Raw genomic sequence first — 18,232 nt, 5'->3', positions numbered from 1 at the left:
TGCTTTTTTTATAGTATCACTTCCTCCAGCACTTTCCGTTCCTCCTGCTCGAAGAGGTTTTTACCTTCCGTCTGCTGGACCTGCTTCTGCATATAACTCTCTATCAATTTGGCTTCTTCTTTATTACCGACGAGGTGGATGCTTTTCCATTCTCTATCTTTTGCGAGCTTATCAAGGTCAGGTGCAAGAGATTTGTACCAGCGCTTCTGGTTAGCTTCCAAGCGATTCTCGATCGTGTCCTTCTTCGATCCTTTTCCGCCTTTCCCTTTAATGGACAATGCCCGCTGCGGGCTAGCCTGCACCTTCCATTTCTCGGTGTCTATATCCATCTCATATATCTTTGTGTCATTTATCTTCCCTAGGACGGCATCGATTACTTTGACTTGATTTCTTTGCACCAGAATGACGCCTGACTCTGGGAATTTTTCATACAGAGCCTGAAATTGATCCAGCTTCGGCTCATCTTCCCAGTGAAATTCTGTCGTGACTGGCATTTGGAGGCATTCCGCAAACCAAATATCATCCGCAGATGCAAACACGACACAGCTTTTTTTCATGCTTTGACCGTTATTCTCCAGGAACGCTTTCACCTTATCCTTCACTTTCAAGAATTGCTCCAGCTCCTGGGGGTCGTTCTTGAGATATGTTTCGAAGTTCTTCAATCCATTCTTTACGTGAATCTTCCATTCGCCACCTGTCTGATCACGGTTGGCGGGATCCGTATTCACATACATGCTAAGTACTTTCTGAGGATGGCGCTTGGCTTTTTGTGCGAGTTTCTCCATGTCCTTTGCGTAACACAAACTGCAATCACTCCTCTTACAAATTTGCTTAGTAAAGTAAAACTAGCATATAGCACTACATACCACATACAAGCTGATTGAAACGTTAAAAAGGAAGGAAATAAGGGAATGATGTTAAGATCGAACTATGTTACCTGAAGGCTGTGATAAATCATGTTAAAAAGGACCCGCACACAAATCCTGCAATTTACGTCTATTGGCGTACTTAACGCAGCAGTTGACCTAGTCGTACTCAATATATTACTACTTATCTGGCCGACGAAGAATAATCTCCTGCTGCTCCTTTTCAATACCATCAGTTATTTGGTATGTATTTGGAACAGTTATTATTGGAATACGAGATTTACGTTCCGCAAGCAGAAAAAATCAAGCAAAGCAGAGAAAAGTCTGTTCTTTGCGCAAGCTTTAGTTGCATTAGTGATCAGCAATCTTGTTTTCATCGCGGGTCTAGCTGTCCTCCGAGCAATTACGTTTGTATCCTTCCCGGCATATATTGATAATAATATAGCCAAAGGAGCAGCCATGTTCCTCTCTTCGGCCAGCAGCTTCCTATTCATGAAGTACATTGTGTTCAAGAGAAAAAAATAGGCGTATACCATGCGGTATACGCCTATTTTCATGCCTGGATATAAGCCGCACGTCGATTGACGAGTGCTTGACTAGCATGGTCGAGATTACGGACATCCACCTGAATGTCATATTCCCTATATTTCAGCACTAGCTTGTCCAATGCTCCTACTGCTGAATCATCCCACAATCTCGCTTCCTGAAAATCCAAGATGATTTGCTGCGTATCCTCCCGTTTCGGATCAAATGAAGCTAGAAAGTCGGTTACCGAAACGAAGAACAGCTGTCCTTTGACCATATAGACTTTCTGTCCTTCTTGCTTCGTTCCTTTGACATCCACTTTTGATATCTTGGCTGCAAAGAACACTGCGCTCATCAGTACTCCGATAATGACACCGACAGACAGGTTGTGCGTCCACAGCACAGCCGCAACTGTCACAATCATGACTGCAGCATCCGTCAGAGGCATACGATGCAGGTTGCGCACTGAGGACCAGTCAAACGTTCCGATACTCACCATGAACATGACCGCGACAAGTGCTCCCATCGGGATTTGGACCAAAACATCGTTGAAGACGATTATAAGCAGCATGAGAAACGCACCAGCAATAAAGGTAGACAGACGGGTCCGTCCGCCAGCTTTAACATTGATGACAGATTGTCCGATCATGGCACAGCCAGCCATCCCGCCGAAAAATCCGGCAGCAATATTGGCAATCCCCTGGCCGCGCGCTTCACGATTTTTATTACTGTTTGTATCTGTATAGTCATCCAGCAACTGTGCCGTCAGGAATGTCTCCATCAGACCAACGATGGCTAAAGCAATAGCATATGGAAAAATGATTTGCAGTGTTTCCATATTGAACGGAACATCCGGTATGAAGAAGGAAGGCAAAGCCTGCTTCAGCTCACCCATATCACCGACTGTTTTTGTCGAACTATGCGTTAGAGCTGCAATTATGGTCATAACGACAATCGCAACAAGCGGAGATGGGATAGCTTTCACAAAACGCGGCAGCACATAAATAATCACTAGTGCACCAGCCACGAAAGCATAGATTTGCCATGACTCGCCCTCGAAATGAACGAGCTGCGCGATGAAGATTAAAATTGCCAAACTGTTGACGAAACCTATCATGACTGGTCTTGGAATAAATATCATCAATCTCGCTACTTTAAAGACACCGAAGAAAATTTGAATCACTCCGGTCAATATGGTTGTAGCGAAGAGATACTGCAACCCATGATCAGCGACAAGACTTCCCATTACAAGTGCCATCGCACCAGTGGCAGCAGATATCATCGCTGGCCGTCCGCCTGCAAACGCGATGACAACGGCAATACAGAAGGAAGCATATAATCCGACCATCGGATCAACGCCTGCAATAATAGAAAAAGCAATTGCTTCCGGTATAAGTGCTAAGGCTACTAAAACTCCTGATAATACATCCTTCGGTACATTAGAAAACCATGCTTCTTTTATAGTTGTAATCATGTACGACATAAACTCCTATCTCTTAACAATACAGCAGGTTATTATACCATATTCTCTAGAACTGTTGCAGCAGTGTATACCAGTAATCAAAACTGGACATATTGTATAAAAAAAGCAGCAGGTGAACAATGATGAAACATGTCAAAGCCATACTTCTGAAAGGGATATTCGCCTTCGCGATCCTTTATCTTTTCGCAGGTTTAATCTATCAATTATCCTTTACCAAGGTATTCCAGCTTACGATGATCCTCACTGTAATAGGCTATTTGATCGACATGCTATTACTGCCCAGCAAAGCAAATAAGACAACAGGATGGCTTGATTGTATATTCTTCTCCATTGTCAGCTGGATGCTTATTGTCCTAGCGACTGATGGTCCTGTACATCCATTGGTAAGCGCGATACCAGCAAGCTTGATTCTTGCATGGTTGGACGGGACGTTTTTGCATGCTTACGTACGGAAATATGTGATTCGAAATGGCAAAGATCAATATTATAATGTCATTTTCCTGGATCAGTTTCGTGCAAAAATTGCCGGGGATCTGCCGATAAGAGGTCCACATAAGGATTCCTGAAGCCAATGCATAAGAAAACCCGTGGAGATAACTCCACGGGCTTTTCTTATGCTTTTGGATCCCATTTGATGATGATACCGCATTCGGTTAGACCGCCGCCGAATCCGTATAGCAGCATTGTATCGCCATCTTTGACTTTGTTTTCCTGTAAAGCGAAATCAAATGCAAGCGGAATTGTCGCAGAAGATGTATTACCTGCATATGCCATGCTTGTCAGTGTTTTTTCGACTGGATAATCCAAACGATCACAGATAGATTCTACCATTCGCATATTGGCGCTATGCGGGATGAACCAATCTATATCATCGAGTGACATATTTGCTTCTTCAACTAGTTTCTTAACGCCCTTTGGCACACCGGAAACGGCCCATTTGTAAACTTCGCGTCCGTTTTGAACCAATTTACCTGGGTTAGTAAGCTCTTCACCGTTCAGTTTTGTGGACAGACCAGTTTGGTAAAGATGACGTCCGCCTTCACCTTTAGTTCCCATATGGAAACCAAAGAAGCCCGGATTTTCAGCATCATACTCGACTAATGCAGCTCCTGCACCGTCACCAAATAGAATACAGCTCGTACGATCCGTATAGTCGGTGATTTTGGACAAAGTTTCTCCGCCCAAAACAAGCACTTTCTTATGCAAACCAGATGAAACCAATCCGTTTGCCATATGCAGCCCGTAAACAAAGCCTGCACATGCGCCTCCCAAATCGAGTGCACCTGTGTTTTTCAATCCAAGTCTTGCTTGCAGCTGACTGGATACACTAGGGAATTTGTATTCACCTGTAACCGTAGCTACCAGAATCAAGTCCACATCATCCAATGACTTGTTGAAGTTCTTTGCAAGATTTCTTGCAGCATTTTCACATAGATCTGTTACATACTCATCTTCAGCAGCGATTCTTCTTTCTTTGATTCCAGTTCGCTGTACAATCCATTCATCGGAAGTATCGACCATTTTTTCAAAATCTGCATTGGTCAATACCTTTTCCGGGATATATGTTCCAATTGCTGTTATACGTGCTTTGGATTCCATATTATCTGCCTCCTTCACATCTGCCTCCATTATACCATCTAGTTTTAATACCTGGTACTAAAAAGAGAAATTTAATTATCTTTTTTCTCGGCATGGGAAGCTAACAGCTCTAAAACAGCATCGTCCATCGGCGGGTTATGCAAGCCGGCACGCACGTCCCGATAATGCTGCTCAAAAGCTTGCTTCTTGGAGAGACCTCGGCCTCCAGCAATCCGCATTGCCAAGTCGACTACTTTAGCTGCAGCTTTTGTTGCATTCACTTTAACTGCTGCAAGCTCCGGTCCCATCATATGCCGCTTCTCAGGATAGCTATCCCACAAGCTGGCAACATGATACATAAAATGTCTTGCTTGCATTAGCTCCAAGTCCATTTCACCTATCTTCTCCCGGATATGAGGCACACTGATAATCGGATTATCCAATGTGTTTGGCTGAAACGTTTTAGCAAATGAAACAGCTTCATCACGTGCACTTTTGGCAATACCTAAGTAACACGCTGGAATATGCAGTAATGATCCCTTCGGTCCGGCTTTCTTCCGGGTCTTTTCTACATAGCAATCTACTGGTACTCTTACTTGTTCCAGAATTAGATCGTCACTGCCAGTTGCACGCATTCCCATCGGGTTCCAAGTCTTTTCGACACGCACCCCGTTTATTTCCCTGGCAATTAAAAAGCTTCCGATCGTCTTATCTTCTTCTACATAAGCAGTCACTAAATAGTAATCCAGGTCAGCTGCCATGGATGTGAATGTCTTGCGGCCAGTCAGTATATAATCATTGCCTTCCCGCACAGCTTTCGTTTCAGGCATCCCCCCTCTTGTGGGACTTCCTGTATTCGGTTCAGATGCTGCGCGATTGACAATTTTACGCTCCTGAACAACTTCTTCCAGAAACTTTTCGAACATATCCTTTGGCCAATCTGCATTTTCGCATAAGTCCTGCATGGTACTCAAGTGCCACCCTATCGATAGGGCAGCTGCTCCATCGCCGGCGGCAACTATCTCCTGAGCCATTAAGAAATCATGCAGATTTGCTCCGTCTCCTCCTTGAGCTTTCGGTACAGTAAGCAATGTATACGCTGTCGTTCGAAAAGCATCTACCACTTGTGAACTGAGCTGCGCCTGTTCATCACCAAGCCGTTTGAATTCTTTTGCCACTTTCGCTACTTGTTTCGCTTTTAAAAGAATATGTTCATCATTTGCAATTATCATGCCGAACGAACCTCCTCATCTATCTTCTCTATTTTAGTGAAAAGAAAAAAAGAATACAAAAAAACCCGCTCAGGTGAGCGGGTTTTATGTGTTACATACTCATACCCATGTGCATGTGACCGGAAGTCATCAGCCAGTATGTGCCGACGATGATAACGATAGCGATGAAGAATCCGAAAAGTGTATTCCCGGAAATCAAACCGCCGTCTTCTCCTTCCGTCATGTGCATGAACATAACGAGCTGCAAGGCAGCCTGAATCACAGCGAAAATCAAGATGATGATGAAAATCGTTGTTGATGACCAGTCTGTCCATAGCGCTGTTGCGAAGGCTACAAGTGTCAACGCGATTGAGATCAAAAATCCGATGATGTGCTTCCAAGGGAAATGTCCTTTTTTCGTTTGTTGACTCATATTAATTCACCATCCCCATCAAGTAAACGCATGTGAAGATAAAGATCCACACAACATCTAAGAAGTGCCAATAGAGACTAGAGATAAAGACCTTTGATGCCGTTTTTGGTGTAAGCCCTCTTCTTGCTAGTTGGATCAGAAGAAGAATGATCCAGCCGATACCGATCGATACGTGTAGACCGTGTGTACCAAGCAAGATAAAGAACATAGACCAGTGTGCACTAGTTCCCAGTGTAACACCTTCGTGTACATAATGTACGAATTCGTATAGCTCATAGCCGATGAATCCTGCACCTAGGATAAGTGTAATGATCATCCAGCCAATAACACCTTTTACATTGTTCGCACGCATTTCGTGAATCGCGAGTCCGCAAGTGAAGCTACTTGTAAGAAGCAGCATTGTCATAATCATGACTAGGCCGGCTTCGAACATCTCGATGGATGTTGGTCCGTCGCCTACACGTGATTGTAACGCGAAATAAGACGCGAATAGTGTCGAGAACAAAGCGATCTCTGCACCAAGGAAGGTCCAGAAACCGGTGATGTTCAACCGGCCGGCTTCTGATTGGTATTCCAATGGCGCGTTGGGGTTCACATTGTGATCATGTGCCATTTCTTCACAACCTCCTTTATTTATTCGCTTTCGCTTCTGTTTCTTTTATTTCTTCCACGCTGACATAGTAACCATCATTGTAATCGAATGAACGAACAATCATAGTGATGAAGATACCGACAGCACCTACGATTCCGATCCAGTACCAATGGAATACAAGCCCGAATGCTGCCATACCCATCAATGCAGACATGATTGCCGGTGTAGATGAGTTACTAGGCATGTGAATTGGTTTATAATCCGTGTTCTTCTGTTGATCAAGACCTTTTTCCTTCATATCCCAGTAAGGATCAAGACCTGTTACTTCAGGAAGGACAGCGAAGTTGTAATGCGGTGGGATAGACGATGTAGTCGCCCATTCCAAGTTACGTCCAAGACCCCAAGCGTCACCAGTTTTCTCTCTTGGTGAATATCTCCAACTATAGTAGATATTGTATACGAAGATGAGGAATGCAAGACCCATCAGGAACGCACCGATTGTGGAAATCATGTTCAATCCTGTCCAGCCATCTTCTGGCAAATAAGTGGAAATACGTCTTGGCATACCGTCCAACCCTAGGAAATACTGAGGGAAGAAACATACGTTGAAGCCGATAACGAAAATCCAGAAAGCCCATTTACCGATTTTTTCGTTCAATTTATGTCCGAACATTTTTGGATACCAGTAAATCAAACCTGCGAAACAAGCAAATACAGTACCCGAGATCAACACATAGTGGAAGTGAGATACTAGGAAGTACGTATTATGATACTGATAGTCAGCTGCTGCCATCGCAAGCATTACCCCTGTTACCCCACCAATTACGAAGTTCGGGATGAAAGCAAGGGACCAAAGCATCGGAGTCGTAAAGGTAATACGTCCTCGATACATCGTGAATAACCAGTTGAATATCTTAACCCCGGTCGGGATAGAGATAGCCATTGTTGTAATAGAGAAGAAACTGTTTGCTTCAGCACTATTACCCATTGTGAAGAAGTGGTGAACCCATACAAGGAAGCTCAATACAGAAATCGTCACAATGGACACAACCATCGCTTTGTAAGCGAATAGCTGTTTTCTTGCAAATGTCGAGATGATCTCAGAGAAGATCCCGAACGCAGGAAGGATAACGATATATACTTCAGGGTGACCCCATACCCAGAATAGGTTGACCCAAAGCATCGGGTTACCATCACCTTGCAAGGTGAAGAGCACGGAACCGAATAAACGGTCAAATGTCTGCATAGCCAATGCAACTGTAAGCACTGGGAATGCAAAGATGATGATCAGCATTGTGATCAATGATGTCCAAGTGAACATGGACATTTTCATTAGTGTCATACCTTTCGTACGCATCTTAAGGATGGTAACGAAGAAGTTGATACCTGTCATCAATGTACCGATACCAGCAATCTGGATTGCTAGCAAGTAGTAGTTCTGACCAGGGCCTGGGCTGAATTCATTCGTCGCAAGCGGCGTATAACCAGTCCAACCGGCATCAGGTGAACCACCGATGATGAAGGAAATATTGAATAGAGCCATACCGACAAAGAATGTCCAGAAGCTCAAGTTGTTCAAGTACGGGAATGCAACGTCACGTGCACCGATTTGCAACGGTACGATGTAGTTGATCAAACCGATCAAGAATGGCATCGCCATGAAAAGGATCATGATAACACCGTGTGTCGAGAATACCTCGTTATAATGCTGCGGATCCAGGAATTCCATCCCTGGCTTCGCAAGCTGCGTACGGATCATCAAACCATCGATACCGCCGCGGAAAAGCATTAATAGGGCACTAAGGATATACATGATACCCAGTTTCTTATGGTCAACGGAAGTCAGCCATTCTTTCCATAGCCAACTCCATTTTTTAAAGTAAGTAAGGGCAGCTACAACGGCGATTCCACCGAGCAAGATGCTGATCTGTGCGCCCAGAATCAATGGATCGCCGGTAATGATAAACTCATTCCATTTTAAGTCCAAAACTCTTCCCCCTCTCTCTGTTACTCATGACCCGCATGTGCATGTTCTTCAGAGTCCATGTCTTCATCCGAGTTGTCTACAGTATTGTCTTGCTGATAGTACGGAATTTCGTCTTCAGGCAAGATGTTTTGAGATTTGTCTTTCGCATGCGGATTCTTCGGCTCATAGCCTAAGCGATCCCATGCTTCCAATGTGTAGTCCGCATTTTTTGAATGGTCGATCCATTGCAAGTGCGTACCATTGAATTCAGCTGTTCCGTCATCTGTTTTATCGTAGACACCAGGAATCAGAAGATTGTCATACTCGTATTGTGTCAGTTCTGGAGCGGAGTTTTGTACGTCTTCCACCCACTGTTGGTAATCAGCTTCTTCATCGGCGTAGACTTTGAATCGTTGTTCGTTGAAGCCTTCACCTGTGAAGTTAGCGTTTCGCCCATCGTACGTGCCAACGTGGTCTGCTTGCAGATAAAGAGTTGTCTGCATGCCTGCCATGTTATATTTCTGACCACCTAGGCTTGGTATCCATAGAGCAGCCATGGAATCGGCAGATGTCAATTTGAATTCCACTGGACGGTGAATCGGAATATGCAGATAGTTCACTGTTTCGATGTCTTCTTCTGGATAGGTGAATACCCATTTCCAGTTGATGGATGTTGCATGTACTACTAGAGGGTCTTCTTGCGCTGCTTCAGCCGTCTTAGGCTGAGGCGCTTCCTCCAGTGAATAGATCGTTCTGACAGTAGGGACAGCCAAAATTACTACGATGATAATCGGGATGATCGTCCAGATAGTCTCGAGCAGCATGCTGCCGTGTAGTTCAGGGCTGTACTTGTCGTGATCCTTTCTTTCTCTGTACTTGACAAGGATAATCGTCAAAAGTACGAATACAACCGCAACGATTGTAAGCATAAAGATGATTGATAGAATAATAAGGTCACTCTGCTGACTTGCCACTGGTCCTTTCGGATCAAGCACTTCCGGTGTAGAACAGCCGGCGAGCATTAGCGGCAGGGCAAGGAACAATAGAAGACTTAAGGGTTTCAATTTTTTAAGCATGCGCCTGCTTCCCTTCCTTTCTTTACCTGAATTCACAGAAACGCTTGTTTTCCCTCTGCATAGGAAAACAACCATATCCGCTATAATAGGGTTTTGATAAGTATTTCACAATGAAACTTCCGCATTCCCGCAGGAGTAGCAGAAACTCAGCTGGAAACACACAATCACACTGTCGAATAGACAGTGTCTGACAACAATCCAGAAACTAGTGTAATACAAAGCAGCCAAAAAGACCAGACTTGCCTGGTAAGTAAACAGTTCATTTTTCATTCTAACACCGGCAAAAAGAGAGAATAAGAATAAGTAGTGAACAAAATTTGAACGTTTCATGTAAATCTGCAACTATTTGTGGTTTACCAGCCATTATCTGGTTTTGCTGTAATACACCGTATTGCGAACAGTCTTACCATCTACATGCAGGCTGTCAGAATAATGTATCCCCTCCAGCTTATAGCCGAGCCGTTCCGGAACAGCCCGGCTTGCACTGTTTTCTTCATCGCATAGTATCTGAACCCGCCGGACACCAAGCTCTGTAAAGGCATACTCCGTTTGAGCTTCAACGGCTTCCGTCATAAATCCCTGGCCGGTATGGCGAGTATCCATCCAATATCCGATTTCTACTTTTGGAACATCCCAATCTATCCCGTGAAAACCGCTGGATGCAATGAATTCTCCAGTATCCTTACGGAAAATGAGCATCCGCAGATTGGTCCGATTGATCCAATTTGCGACCGACTGCCGGATATTTTCCTCCGTTTCTTCCGGAGTCGGCAGTTCCTGCGCAAATGGCATCCAGCGCTGCAGCTCCGGCAGAGATGCTTTGATAGCTTCGTTCATAGCTTTGCCATCACCGATTTTAGGCTGCCTGATGATAAGACGCTCTGTCTCAATAGTAGTCTTGAAATCTCTTAATATTGGATTCATCGCTGCTCCCCCTCCTAGAAATTTATTCTAGTATGAAGGAAGGTATTGGACCTTGCAATACTATTCAGGCTGCTTCTGGTTGCTTTTTCTCTTCTCGATAAGATATTGCGGATAATAGAATTCCAATGATAGAAATACCGGCTCCGATAACTGAAAGCCATGTATAGCCAAGATTTGCATCCAGCACAAGTCCGCCTATATAAGCTCCGCCAGCATTCGCCAGATTGAATGCTGACACACTTGCTGCTGCTGCAATTGTCGGGCCCTCTTTTGCTGCCATAACGATTTTTGACTGCAATAAAGGGGTTGTTCCAAAAGCACCGGCACCAAACAGGCCAATAATTAAAACAGCAGTGATCGCATATGGTGTTGCCAGCGGGAACAATAGGAGAATGGCAGTCAGCGTTGCAAATACATAGATTAACGTTCTAGTCACATTGCCAGCAGCTAGCCGCGGCGTTGAAAAATTACCAATTACGCTCCCCATTCCGAAGAAGAAGAGACTGATCATGATTCCGACTCCTCCGAAGCCAGTAACCGACCGCAGCAGCGGTTCAATGAACGTGTAGGCAGTAAATACACCTGAGTAGCCAAAGATGATGATAGCTATCGTCAGCAGCACCTGTTTATGTTTGAATACACTAAGCTCCTGCTTGATACGCGGCGTTTCTGCCGGCTTTGTATTCGGTGCACAAATAAGCAGCCCGATTAATCCTAACACTCCGAGAACTGCAATTAGCCAGAATACGAGACGCCATTCTATCAGTGAGCCAAGATAAGCGCCGAATGGGACACCGATCATGATGGCTATAGTAAGTCCGCCATTGACGGCGGCAATCGCCTGAACACGTTTACGCGGTTCCACAAGGTCACTTGCCATGACAAAAGCGAGCGCGAAAAATGGACCGTGCATAAAAGCGGAAGCGACACGCGAAACAAGCAGCACTGTAAAATTCGGTGCTGTCGCGCTAATAATATTACTGATGATGAAGATCAGCATAAACAGAAGCAGCATCGGCTTCCTTGGCAATTTGACAGATAAGGTTGTCATAAGCGGACCGAATATTGCCACACCAAGTGCATACATGCTGACAACAAGACCCGCTGATGCAATTGTCACACCGAGATCCGACGCGATATGGGTAAGTACGCCAGTGACAACATATTCCGTTGTTCCGATGGAAAAAGCGCAAATCATCAAGACGGCAATCACTGTCGTAGGTTTAAATTGTCTGCCTGCTAGAGACATGTTAACTCCTCCTTTTTTCTGACATAATATCCGCTAACGATACAACAGAAAAGCCCTCTATTCAAACCATAACCTGGTCATTTAACAAAAAAATTATAGGAAGCGCATCCAAATAATTTAACAGGTTTTAACGCTTTGCAGAAGGGGTAATTTCAGGAGGTAAATAGTATTTAAAAGCTAGGAGGGCAATCAGCTGGGATAAAAAAAAGCGACCCGCTGGCCGCTTTTAGAATTACTTTGTGAAGTTTTGTTGTATATCCTGTGTAATAGCAGTCACTTCCTGCATACTTGCTGCATTCTGTTCCGCGACAGATACGATGCTATTGATACTGTCAGTTACCCCGCGGGTGTTATCAAGAACCTCATACATAGCTGCTGAAATCGCTTCAATTTGATTGCTCGTTATGGTGACCTCTGCTTGCAGCTGTTCAAACGTGCTTTGGGTCGTTGTGATCTTATCAGATCCGGCAACAACTGCTTCCTTTCCTGCACCAAGAGCATCGACAGCTTCCTTTGATTCTGTCTGGATGGCTTGGAATACACCTGTTATGTCCGTTACAGCAACACGGACTTGATCGGAAAGCTTGCGCACTTCATCTGCCACCACTGCAAATCCGCGACCCTGGTCACCTGCACGTGCCGCTTCGATGGCAGCATTCAGCGCAAGCAGATTCGTCTGTTCCGCAATATCCTTGATTGCCTGGAGCAATGCACTGATTTGATCTGTCTTCCCATTCAAGCCGATTACTTTTTCATAGGAGAATGTAATTTTGCTTGTTATCGTGTCCATATGATTGACGGAATCATCCATATGAGATGCACCTTCTTTAGTCAATGCATCCATCTCACCAGCAACCTGCTTGGCTTCTTCCCCTTTTAACGCCACCATCATGACATTCTCAGCGAACTTCTGCATTGTTCCAGCTAACTCAGCTGAAGCATGGGATTGATTCTCTGAACCGATCGTAACTTCTTCTAAAGCGATTACAATTTGATTCAGCGCTTCACCTGTCTGTTCCAGCTTATCAGATGCCGAATCTCTTTCTGGTTCTACATCCGGCTCAACCGTCGCTGCTGTCTCCTGTGGAAATGGAATCTCTGCGGCAGCTTCAGCTGCTGTTTCTTCTGTTTCTTTATTGGATAGCAAAACATAAGTAAAGCTTCCCCCGGCCAAAATAAGTCCGATTATTAGATTTACCCACCACTCGAACAAGAAAACCCTTTCATTTTGCAGAAACAGCAAAATCGCATAAAGATATGCTGCACTCAGCACATTAATGGCATGTCTTTTTTTCATCATAATTCCCCCTTCCTCTCTTTTTTATTTATCGGCTAATATGTGCCGTTCATGAACCTTTTTCTACAATTTCTGCCTGATAACGCCTTTTTACTCCCCACATGCTATACTACAAGCTGACTAAAGGAGGCCTGCTGCTATGCCAGAACTATTGGAAGAAGCAACAGAATTCATCCAGATAAGCTATCAAGAACTCGGGAAATCAGATAAAGAAATACAACTGCGCCTGTCCGAGATCGAAAATGAAATAAACCAAAACTCTACATATAACCATACGGCTGAAGAGCTTGAGCACGGAGCTAGAATGGCATGGCGGAATTCGAACCGCTGTATCGGCCGCTTGTTCTGGAATGGCCTTCATGTAAAAGATGCACGGGAAGCCACGAATGCAGAGGAGGTAATGGAGAAGCTGTTCGATCATATTGAACAAGCTACAAATGATGGAAAAGTCAAGCCGATGATCACTATCTTCTCACCGGATGCTAATATCCGGATTTGGAATCATCAATTACTTCGGTATGCTGGGTACGAGTCAGAGCATGGCATAATCGGTGACCCTGCTTCTGTACGTTTCACCAATGTTTGCAGAAACCTTGGCTGGGAAGGCAAAGGAACGATGCACGACATTCTTCCGCTCGTCGTACAAGTGGGTGACCAACCGCCTGTACTTCAAGAAATACCTGCAGATATAGTGAAGGAGGTCCAAATCGAGCATGAGGAGTATCCTAAACTAGCTGATTTAGATATACGCTGGTATGCAGTTCCGATCATATCAGATATGAAATTGGAAATCGGCGGTATAACCTATCACGCAGCACCTTTCAACGGCTGGTATATGGGAACCGAAATCGGTGCACGGAACCTGGCCGATGAGGACCGCTACCATATGCTGCCGAAAGTTGCAGAGGTTCTTGAACTTGATCAAAGCAAGGCATCTACACTTTGGAAGGATCGCGCATTGGTTGAATTGAATATCGCTGTGCTTCAATCTTTCCAAAAATCAGGTGTTACGATTGTAGATCATCACACTGCCGCTAAGCAATTCGCCCATTTCGAGAAGCAGGAGCAAAAAGCTGGACGTGATGTGACAGGTATGTGGAGCTGGCTCATTCCTCCAATGTCACCTGCAGCAACTCATATCTTCCATAAACCTTATAAGAATGAAATCCTCAAGCCAAATTACTTCCATCAAGAAGATATGTATTAAAAAAGCGCAAATGCATCTCAGCATCTGCGCTTTTTTTCTTTCTTAATTTAATGCATCGGATACTTCTTTCACTTTTTCCATTTCAGACTCTAGTCCGCCACCAGATAGATACCAATAATCCGGACTTAAGTAAGTGATGTGGTTTTCCTTGGCTGCATTTGTACCATTAACTAATTCATTGTCCAATACTTTTTCAGCTGAAGATGAACCGCCTTCAACGACAGCGCCTCGATCCACTACAAACAAATAATCTGGATTCTTCTCAGAAATATATTCAAAGCCGATGGACTGACCATGCGTAGAAGATTCGATTGTATCATCCACTGCAGGCACTCCGTAAACATCATGGATGACTCCGAAACGGGAAGCTTTGCCGTATGCACTTACACTGCCGTCATTCACGAGTGTGATCAATGCTTTTTCATCCATGCTTTCTGTTTTCGTCTTCAGATCAGCAATAGCATCATCAATTTCACCCAGCGCTGTTTCCGCTTCTGTTTCCTTACCTACGATTTGTGCAATCGTTTCTGTGTTTTTCTTGAATGAGTTCATATAATCTGTCGTATCAACGCCGATGTAAATAGTCGGTGCTAACTCACTAAGCTGTTCATAATAGTCGCTTTGACGGCCAGAGATAAAAATGACATCCGGCTGCATTTCAGCTATTTTTTCTAAATCCGGCTCTTTCAGACCGCCGACATTTTCATAGTCGTTACTGCTGTATTTGGAAAGATAATCAGGAAGGTTCTCTTGTGGAACACCAGCTACATCGACACCGAGTTTATCCAATGTGTCTAATGCGCCCATATCAAACGCAACAATCTTTTCTGGATTTTTTGCAACTTCTGTTTTACCAAGCTCATGCTCGATTGTAAGCTTCTCTTCGTCTTTATCTGCACCGCTTGCACTATCGGAGTTGCTTCCGCATGCTGCTAGCAGAAGTACGAATAATAGACCTGTCATCAATAATGTAAGTTTCTTCATTTTATCTTGTCTCCTTTTTCTGTTTGATGTATGACATGCTGGCCAATAAAGGCAGTTAGCTTCATAACGGCATCACCCCTTTAACCTGTACGGGTTTTAGAAATAGACACATATACGATTACAGCTGATATTATGGACGTCTATATCCAAATCATAAATGGATTTGAGAACGTCGGATTGGATAATATCTTCAGTAGGACCTTCTGCTACAATCTGGCCATCCTTCATTGCCACGATACGATCGGAATAAACAGAAGCGAAATTGATATCATGAATAACCAGAAGAATTGTCTTGCCAAAGTCCTCCACCAGCTTCCGCAGCAGCTTCATCATCTGAACAGCATGTTTCATATCGAGGTTATTAAGCGGTTCATCAAGCAGGATATAATCTGTATCCTGCGCCAGCACCATAGCAATGAAAGCCCGCTGCTTCTGACCGCCGCTGAGCTCGTTCAAATATTTATCTTCCATTTCCTCCAAGTCCACGTATGCAATAGCTTCACTAACCTTTTGTTCGTCTTCGGCAGTAAGACGCCCGCTGGAGTAAGGAAAACGGCCAAAGCTTACTAACTCACGGACAGTCAGTCTCATTTGGACGACATTGGACTGACGCAGAATGGCGATTGTCTTCGCCAAATCCTTACTCTTTTGTTTATGAACGTCTTTCCCGTCAAGATAGACAATACCATCATCCTGTTTTAACAAGCGGCTCACCATGGAAAGCAAGGTACTCTTCCCTGCGCCGTTTGGCCCGATGAAGCTAGTGATCGCACCGCGTTTCACCTCTATGGAAACATCCTGAATGACTTTCTTGGATCCGAAATACTTGGAAAGCTTTTCTGCAACGATCATATCTTCTTACTCTCCTTTACTAATAAATAAATGAAGTAAATACCACCGACGAAATTGATGATGACACTGATTGGTGTTGAGAAGGAGAAGATCCTTTCGACAACTAATTGTCCGCCGAGCAATGCAATCACGCTGAGCAGACTCGCTGCAATCAGCAGGTACGTATGCCGGAATGTCTGGAGGAATTCCCGTGCCAGATTGGCAGTCAGCAATCCTAGGAAAGTGATAGGTCCAACTAATGCAGTCGACACGGCAACAAGTACTGCAATGACCAAGAACATCCGTTTGACGATTTTCTCATACGGCACACCTAGATTCACTGCATGGTCACGACCGATGGACATGACATCAAAGTAGTGACGATAACGGAAGATGTATATACAAAGCACTATAATGATTACTGCTGAAATGAGCAGTAGATCCGTGTTTACATCCGTGAAGCTTGCGAACATGCTGTCCTGAATCAGAAGAAACTCATTCGGATCGATAATCATCTGCATGAAAGAGGACAAGCTGCTAAAAAATGTCCCCAGTACCAACCCGACAAGCAGCAGCAGAAACAGATTACTTTGTCCCTTGCGGAACAGCAGCTGATAAAGCCCAAAAGCGAAACCGACCATCAATAGGATAGTAAGGAAGAAATACGCATCACTCTGCAGGATCACAAATGTTCCAGAACCGAATAGGAAGACCACGATGGTTTGAATGAACATATAAACACTATCCAGTCCCATGATGCTTGGCGTCAGGATTCTATTATGCGTAATGGTCTGGAACACGACAGTCGAAATACCAATCGAAACAGCACATAAGATCATAGCCAGGATTTTTTCCAGCCGCGTGCGCAGCAGGTACTCCATTGCTTGAAAGTTCATATGGATGAAAAGGTACAAGCCAGCCAATGACAAGGCGATAATAATCAGTAAGATGATTTTTCGTTTAAGCATAGGCGTTTCTCCTTAACAGCATATAAAGGAAGATACCTGTGCCTATGACGCCAACCATGAGACCTACCGAGATTTCATATGGATAGATGATCAAACGTCCTGCTATATCACATATGAGCAGGAATGCTGCACCAAGCACACCTGTATGCCAGATACTGTTCTTTAAATTGTCGCCCCTGTACATACTGACGATATTCGGTACGATCAAACCGAGAAACGGAATGACACCGACCGTCAAAATGACAACTGCAGTTATGATTGCGACAATAATCAATCCTACATTCACGACATATTTATAAGGAAGACCGAGATTCGTTGCGAAGTCTTCTCCCATGCCAGCAACTGTGAACATATTGGCAAACAGAAAAGCGATGATCAGCAGCGGTACACTTATGTAAAGAAGCTCATAGCGCCCTTCCATGATCAAAGAAAAGTCTCCTTGAAGCCATGAGGACATATTTTGAACCAAGTCAAACTTTAAAGCAAAAAATGTTGCGATCGAACTGACCACATTCCCCAGCATAATTCCAACCAGCGGTATAAAAATTGTGTCCTTCTGCTTCAGCCTCTGCAGAATTCCCATGAAAAGCAAGGTGCCGAATAAAGCAAAAGCTGCAGCGATACACATCTTCCATATCGGGCTGGCATCCGTGAAGAACAGCAAGGAAACAAGAATTCCTAATCTTGCCCAATCCATCGTCCCAGCAGTTGTTGGAGATACGAATTTATTTTGGGTAAGCTGCTGCATGATAAGACCGCATATGCTGAGACTTACACCAGCCATGACAATGCTGAGCATGCGCGGCAGCCGGCTGATCATAACGATATTCCAGGCTTCCTCATCCATCTTCCACAATGCAGAAAATGACACGTTTTCCACCCCGACAAACAGGGAACAGACAGCTAATATAAAAGTAATAACAAGCAAATAAAACAACTTCATAAGCGTCAAACCTCTTCAGCAGCATCAGTGATACTGATATTCATTATCAATTAGATTCTAGCTTTAGTATAGTAAATGGAAAAAGACTCGTCAATAGGA

The 18,232-nt window shown here is 44.2% G+C and carries 18 protein-coding genes; 3 read left to right on the top strand and 15 right to left on the bottom strand.

The features are described from left to right. Positions 1-8 precede the first annotated feature (8 nt). Positions 9-803 carry a VLRF1 family aeRF1-type release factor gene (locus ACH6C1_RS05655; protein WP_374075357.1) on the bottom strand — a complete coding sequence of 265 codons (795 nt, stop codon included), beginning with the start codon at positions 801-803 and terminating at the stop codon, positions 9-11. A 153-nt stretch (positions 804-956) separates the two neighbouring features. Here ACH6C1_RS05655 and ACH6C1_RS05650 point away from each other — a divergent pair, with 153 nt between their 5' ends. Next, positions 957-1,391, top strand: a complete 435-nt coding sequence (locus ACH6C1_RS05650; protein ID WP_095224360.1) for a GtrA family protein — start codon at positions 957-959, stop codon at positions 1,389-1,391. Positions 1,392-1,419: 28 nt separating this feature from the next. On the opposite strand, the gene ACH6C1_RS05645 is transcribed toward ACH6C1_RS05650, so the two are convergent. Then, positions 1,420-2,865, bottom strand: coding sequence for a SulP family inorganic anion transporter (locus ACH6C1_RS05645; protein ID WP_374075354.1), 1,446 nt, complete (start codon positions 2,863-2,865; stop codon positions 1,420-1,422). Between the two features lie 128 nt (positions 2,866-2,993). Here ACH6C1_RS05645 and ACH6C1_RS05640 point away from each other — a divergent pair, with 128 nt between their 5' ends. Then, a complete protein-coding gene (locus ACH6C1_RS05640) occupies positions 2,994-3,440 on the top strand; it encodes a DUF2512 family protein (RefSeq protein ID WP_374075352.1) in 447 nt (148 codons plus the stop codon). Between the two features lie 46 nt (positions 3,441-3,486). Here ACH6C1_RS05640 and ACH6C1_RS05635 read toward each other — a convergent pair whose 3' ends face one another. From ACH6C1_RS05635 to ACH6C1_RS05595, 9 genes are all read right to left on the bottom strand, one after another. After that, positions 3,487-4,473 (bottom strand): ketoacyl-ACP synthase III, encoded by a 987-nt coding sequence (locus ACH6C1_RS05635; protein WP_095224363.1) that lies wholly within the window; start codon positions 4,471-4,473, stop codon positions 3,487-3,489. A 71-nt stretch (positions 4,474-4,544) separates the two neighbouring features. Continuing rightward, positions 4,545-5,684, bottom strand: coding sequence for an acyl-CoA dehydrogenase family protein (locus ACH6C1_RS05630; RefSeq protein ID WP_374075350.1), 1,140 nt, complete (start codon positions 5,682-5,684; stop codon positions 4,545-4,547). A gap of 91 nt (positions 5,685-5,775) precedes the next feature. Further along, positions 5,776-6,096, bottom strand: a complete 321-nt coding sequence (gene qoxD, locus ACH6C1_RS05625) for a cytochrome aa3 quinol oxidase subunit IV (protein ID WP_038564835.1) — start codon at positions 6,094-6,096, stop codon at positions 5,776-5,778. A gap of 1 nt (position 6,097) precedes the next feature. Continuing rightward, a complete protein-coding gene (qoxC, locus tag ACH6C1_RS05620; protein WP_095218366.1) occupies positions 6,098-6,709 on the bottom strand; it encodes a cytochrome aa3 quinol oxidase subunit III in 612 nt (203 codons plus the stop codon). A gap of 16 nt (positions 6,710-6,725) precedes the next feature. Continuing rightward, positions 6,726-8,675 (bottom strand): cytochrome aa3 quinol oxidase subunit I, encoded by a 1,950-nt coding sequence (gene qoxB / locus ACH6C1_RS05615; protein WP_374075347.1) that lies wholly within the window; start codon positions 8,673-8,675, stop codon positions 6,726-6,728. 20 nt (positions 8,676-8,695) lie between these two features. Continuing rightward, positions 8,696-9,730 (bottom strand): cytochrome aa3 quinol oxidase subunit II, encoded by a 1,035-nt coding sequence (gene qoxA / locus ACH6C1_RS05610; protein ID WP_374075345.1) that lies wholly within the window; start codon positions 9,728-9,730, stop codon positions 8,696-8,698. Between the two features lie 363 nt (positions 9,731-10,093). Next, positions 10,094-10,654: a GNAT family N-acetyltransferase gene (locus tag ACH6C1_RS05605; RefSeq protein ID WP_374075343.1), complete on the bottom strand. Its 561-nt coding sequence runs from the start codon at positions 10,652-10,654 to the stop codon at positions 10,094-10,096. Between the two features lie 64 nt (positions 10,655-10,718). Then, the gene (locus ACH6C1_RS05600) at positions 10,719-11,903 is read right to left on the bottom strand and encodes an MFS transporter (protein ID WP_374075341.1); all 1,185 of its coding nucleotides are present in this window, start codon (positions 11,901-11,903) and stop codon (positions 10,719-10,721) included. Between the two features lie 232 nt (positions 11,904-12,135). Next, positions 12,136-13,203 carry a methyl-accepting chemotaxis protein gene (locus ACH6C1_RS05595; RefSeq protein ID WP_374075339.1) on the bottom strand — a complete coding sequence of 356 codons (1,068 nt, stop codon included), beginning with the start codon at positions 13,201-13,203 and terminating at the stop codon, positions 12,136-12,138. A 136-nt stretch (positions 13,204-13,339) separates the two neighbouring features. On the opposite strand from ACH6C1_RS05595, the gene ACH6C1_RS05590 reads away from it, so the two are divergent. Continuing rightward, positions 13,340-14,407 (top strand): nitric oxide synthase oxygenase, encoded by a 1,068-nt coding sequence (locus tag ACH6C1_RS05590; RefSeq protein ID WP_374075337.1) that lies wholly within the window; start codon positions 13,340-13,342, stop codon positions 14,405-14,407. A gap of 42 nt (positions 14,408-14,449) precedes the next feature. On the opposite strand, the gene ACH6C1_RS05585 is transcribed toward ACH6C1_RS05590, so the two are convergent. From ACH6C1_RS05585 to ACH6C1_RS05570, 4 genes are all read right to left on the bottom strand, one after another. Continuing rightward, positions 14,450-15,391 (bottom strand): siderophore ABC transporter substrate-binding protein, encoded by a 942-nt coding sequence (locus ACH6C1_RS05585; RefSeq protein ID WP_374075335.1) that lies wholly within the window; start codon positions 15,389-15,391, stop codon positions 14,450-14,452. A gap of 96 nt (positions 15,392-15,487) precedes the next feature. Beyond that, complete coding sequence (locus ACH6C1_RS05580) at positions 15,488-16,243, bottom strand: iron ABC transporter ATP-binding protein (RefSeq protein WP_095224372.1); 756 nt, start codon at positions 16,241-16,243, stop codon at positions 15,488-15,490. Continuing rightward, complete coding sequence (locus ACH6C1_RS05575; protein ID WP_374075332.1) at positions 16,240-17,190, bottom strand: iron chelate uptake ABC transporter family permease subunit; 951 nt, start codon at positions 17,188-17,190, stop codon at positions 16,240-16,242. Before ACH6C1_RS05575 ends, ACH6C1_RS05580 begins: the two co-directional genes overlap by 4 nt. Continuing rightward, a complete protein-coding gene (locus ACH6C1_RS05570; RefSeq protein WP_374075330.1) occupies positions 17,183-18,133 on the bottom strand; it encodes an ABC transporter permease in 951 nt (316 codons plus the stop codon). Before ACH6C1_RS05570 ends, ACH6C1_RS05575 begins: the two co-directional genes overlap by 8 nt. Positions 18,134-18,232 lie beyond the last annotated feature (99 nt).

Origin of the sequence: Terribacillus sp. JSM ZJ617, assembly GCF_044383785.1 — a bacterium.
Taxonomy (GTDB): domain Bacteria; phylum Bacillota; class Bacilli; order Bacillales; family Amphibacillaceae; genus Terribacillus.
Note: the sequence above shows the minus strand (reverse complement) of the source record. Positions and strands in the feature narration are given on the sequence as shown.

What these genes read in the sequence shown, in the direction of transcription:
- ACH6C1_RS05630 (WP_374075350.1), bottom strand. Translation starts at nt 5,684, where the DNA reads ATGATAATTGCAAATGATGAACATATTCTTTTAAAAGCGAAACAAGTA.
- ACH6C1_RS05645 (WP_374075354.1), bottom strand. Translation starts at nt 2,865, where the DNA reads ATGATTACAACTATAAAAGAAGCATGGTTTTCTAATGTACCGAAGGAT.
- ACH6C1_RS05605 (WP_374075343.1), bottom strand. Translation starts at nt 10,654, where the DNA reads ATGAATCCAATATTAAGAGATTTCAAGACTACTATTGAGACAGAGCGT.
- ACH6C1_RS05640 (WP_374075352.1), top strand. Translation starts at nt 2,994, where the DNA reads ATGATGAAACATGTCAAAGCCATACTTCTGAAAGGGATATTCGCCTTC.
- ACH6C1_RS05635 (WP_095224363.1), bottom strand. Translation starts at nt 4,473, where the DNA reads ATGGAATCCAAAGCACGTATAACAGCAATTGGAACATATATCCCGGAA.
- ACH6C1_RS05575 (WP_374075332.1), bottom strand. Translation starts at nt 17,190, where the DNA reads ATGCTTAAACGAAAAATCATCTTACTGATTATTATCGCCTTGTCATTG.
- ACH6C1_RS05595 (WP_374075339.1), bottom strand. Translation starts at nt 13,203, where the DNA reads ATGATGAAAAAAAGACATGCCATTAATGTGCTGAGTGCAGCATATCTT.
- ACH6C1_RS05650 (WP_095224360.1), top strand. Translation starts at nt 957, where the DNA reads ATGTTAAAAAGGACCCGCACACAAATCCTGCAATTTACGTCTATTGGC.
- qoxA (WP_374075345.1), bottom strand. Translation starts at nt 9,730, where the DNA reads ATGCTTAAAAAATTGAAACCCTTAAGTCTTCTATTGTTCCTTGCCCTG.
- ACH6C1_RS05600 (WP_374075341.1), bottom strand. Translation starts at nt 11,903, where the DNA reads ATGTCTCTAGCAGGCAGACAATTTAAACCTACGACAGTGATTGCCGTC.
- ACH6C1_RS05570 (WP_374075330.1), bottom strand. Translation starts at nt 18,133, where the DNA reads ATGAAGTTGTTTTATTTGCTTGTTATTACTTTTATATTAGCTGTCTGT.
- ACH6C1_RS05580 (WP_095224372.1), bottom strand. Translation starts at nt 16,243, where the DNA reads ATGATCGTTGCAGAAAAGCTTTCCAAGTATTTCGGATCCAAGAAAGTC.
- qoxD (WP_038564835.1), bottom strand. Translation starts at nt 6,096, where the DNA reads ATGAGTCAACAAACGAAAAAAGGACATTTCCCTTGGAAGCACATCATC.
- ACH6C1_RS05590 (WP_374075337.1), top strand. Translation starts at nt 13,340, where the DNA reads ATGCCAGAACTATTGGAAGAAGCAACAGAATTCATCCAGATAAGCTAT.
- ACH6C1_RS05585 (WP_374075335.1), bottom strand. Translation starts at nt 15,391, where the DNA reads ATGAAGAAACTTACATTATTGATGACAGGTCTATTATTCGTACTTCTG.
- qoxC (WP_095218366.1), bottom strand. Translation starts at nt 6,709, where the DNA reads ATGGCACATGATCACAATGTGAACCCCAACGCGCCATTGGAATACCAA.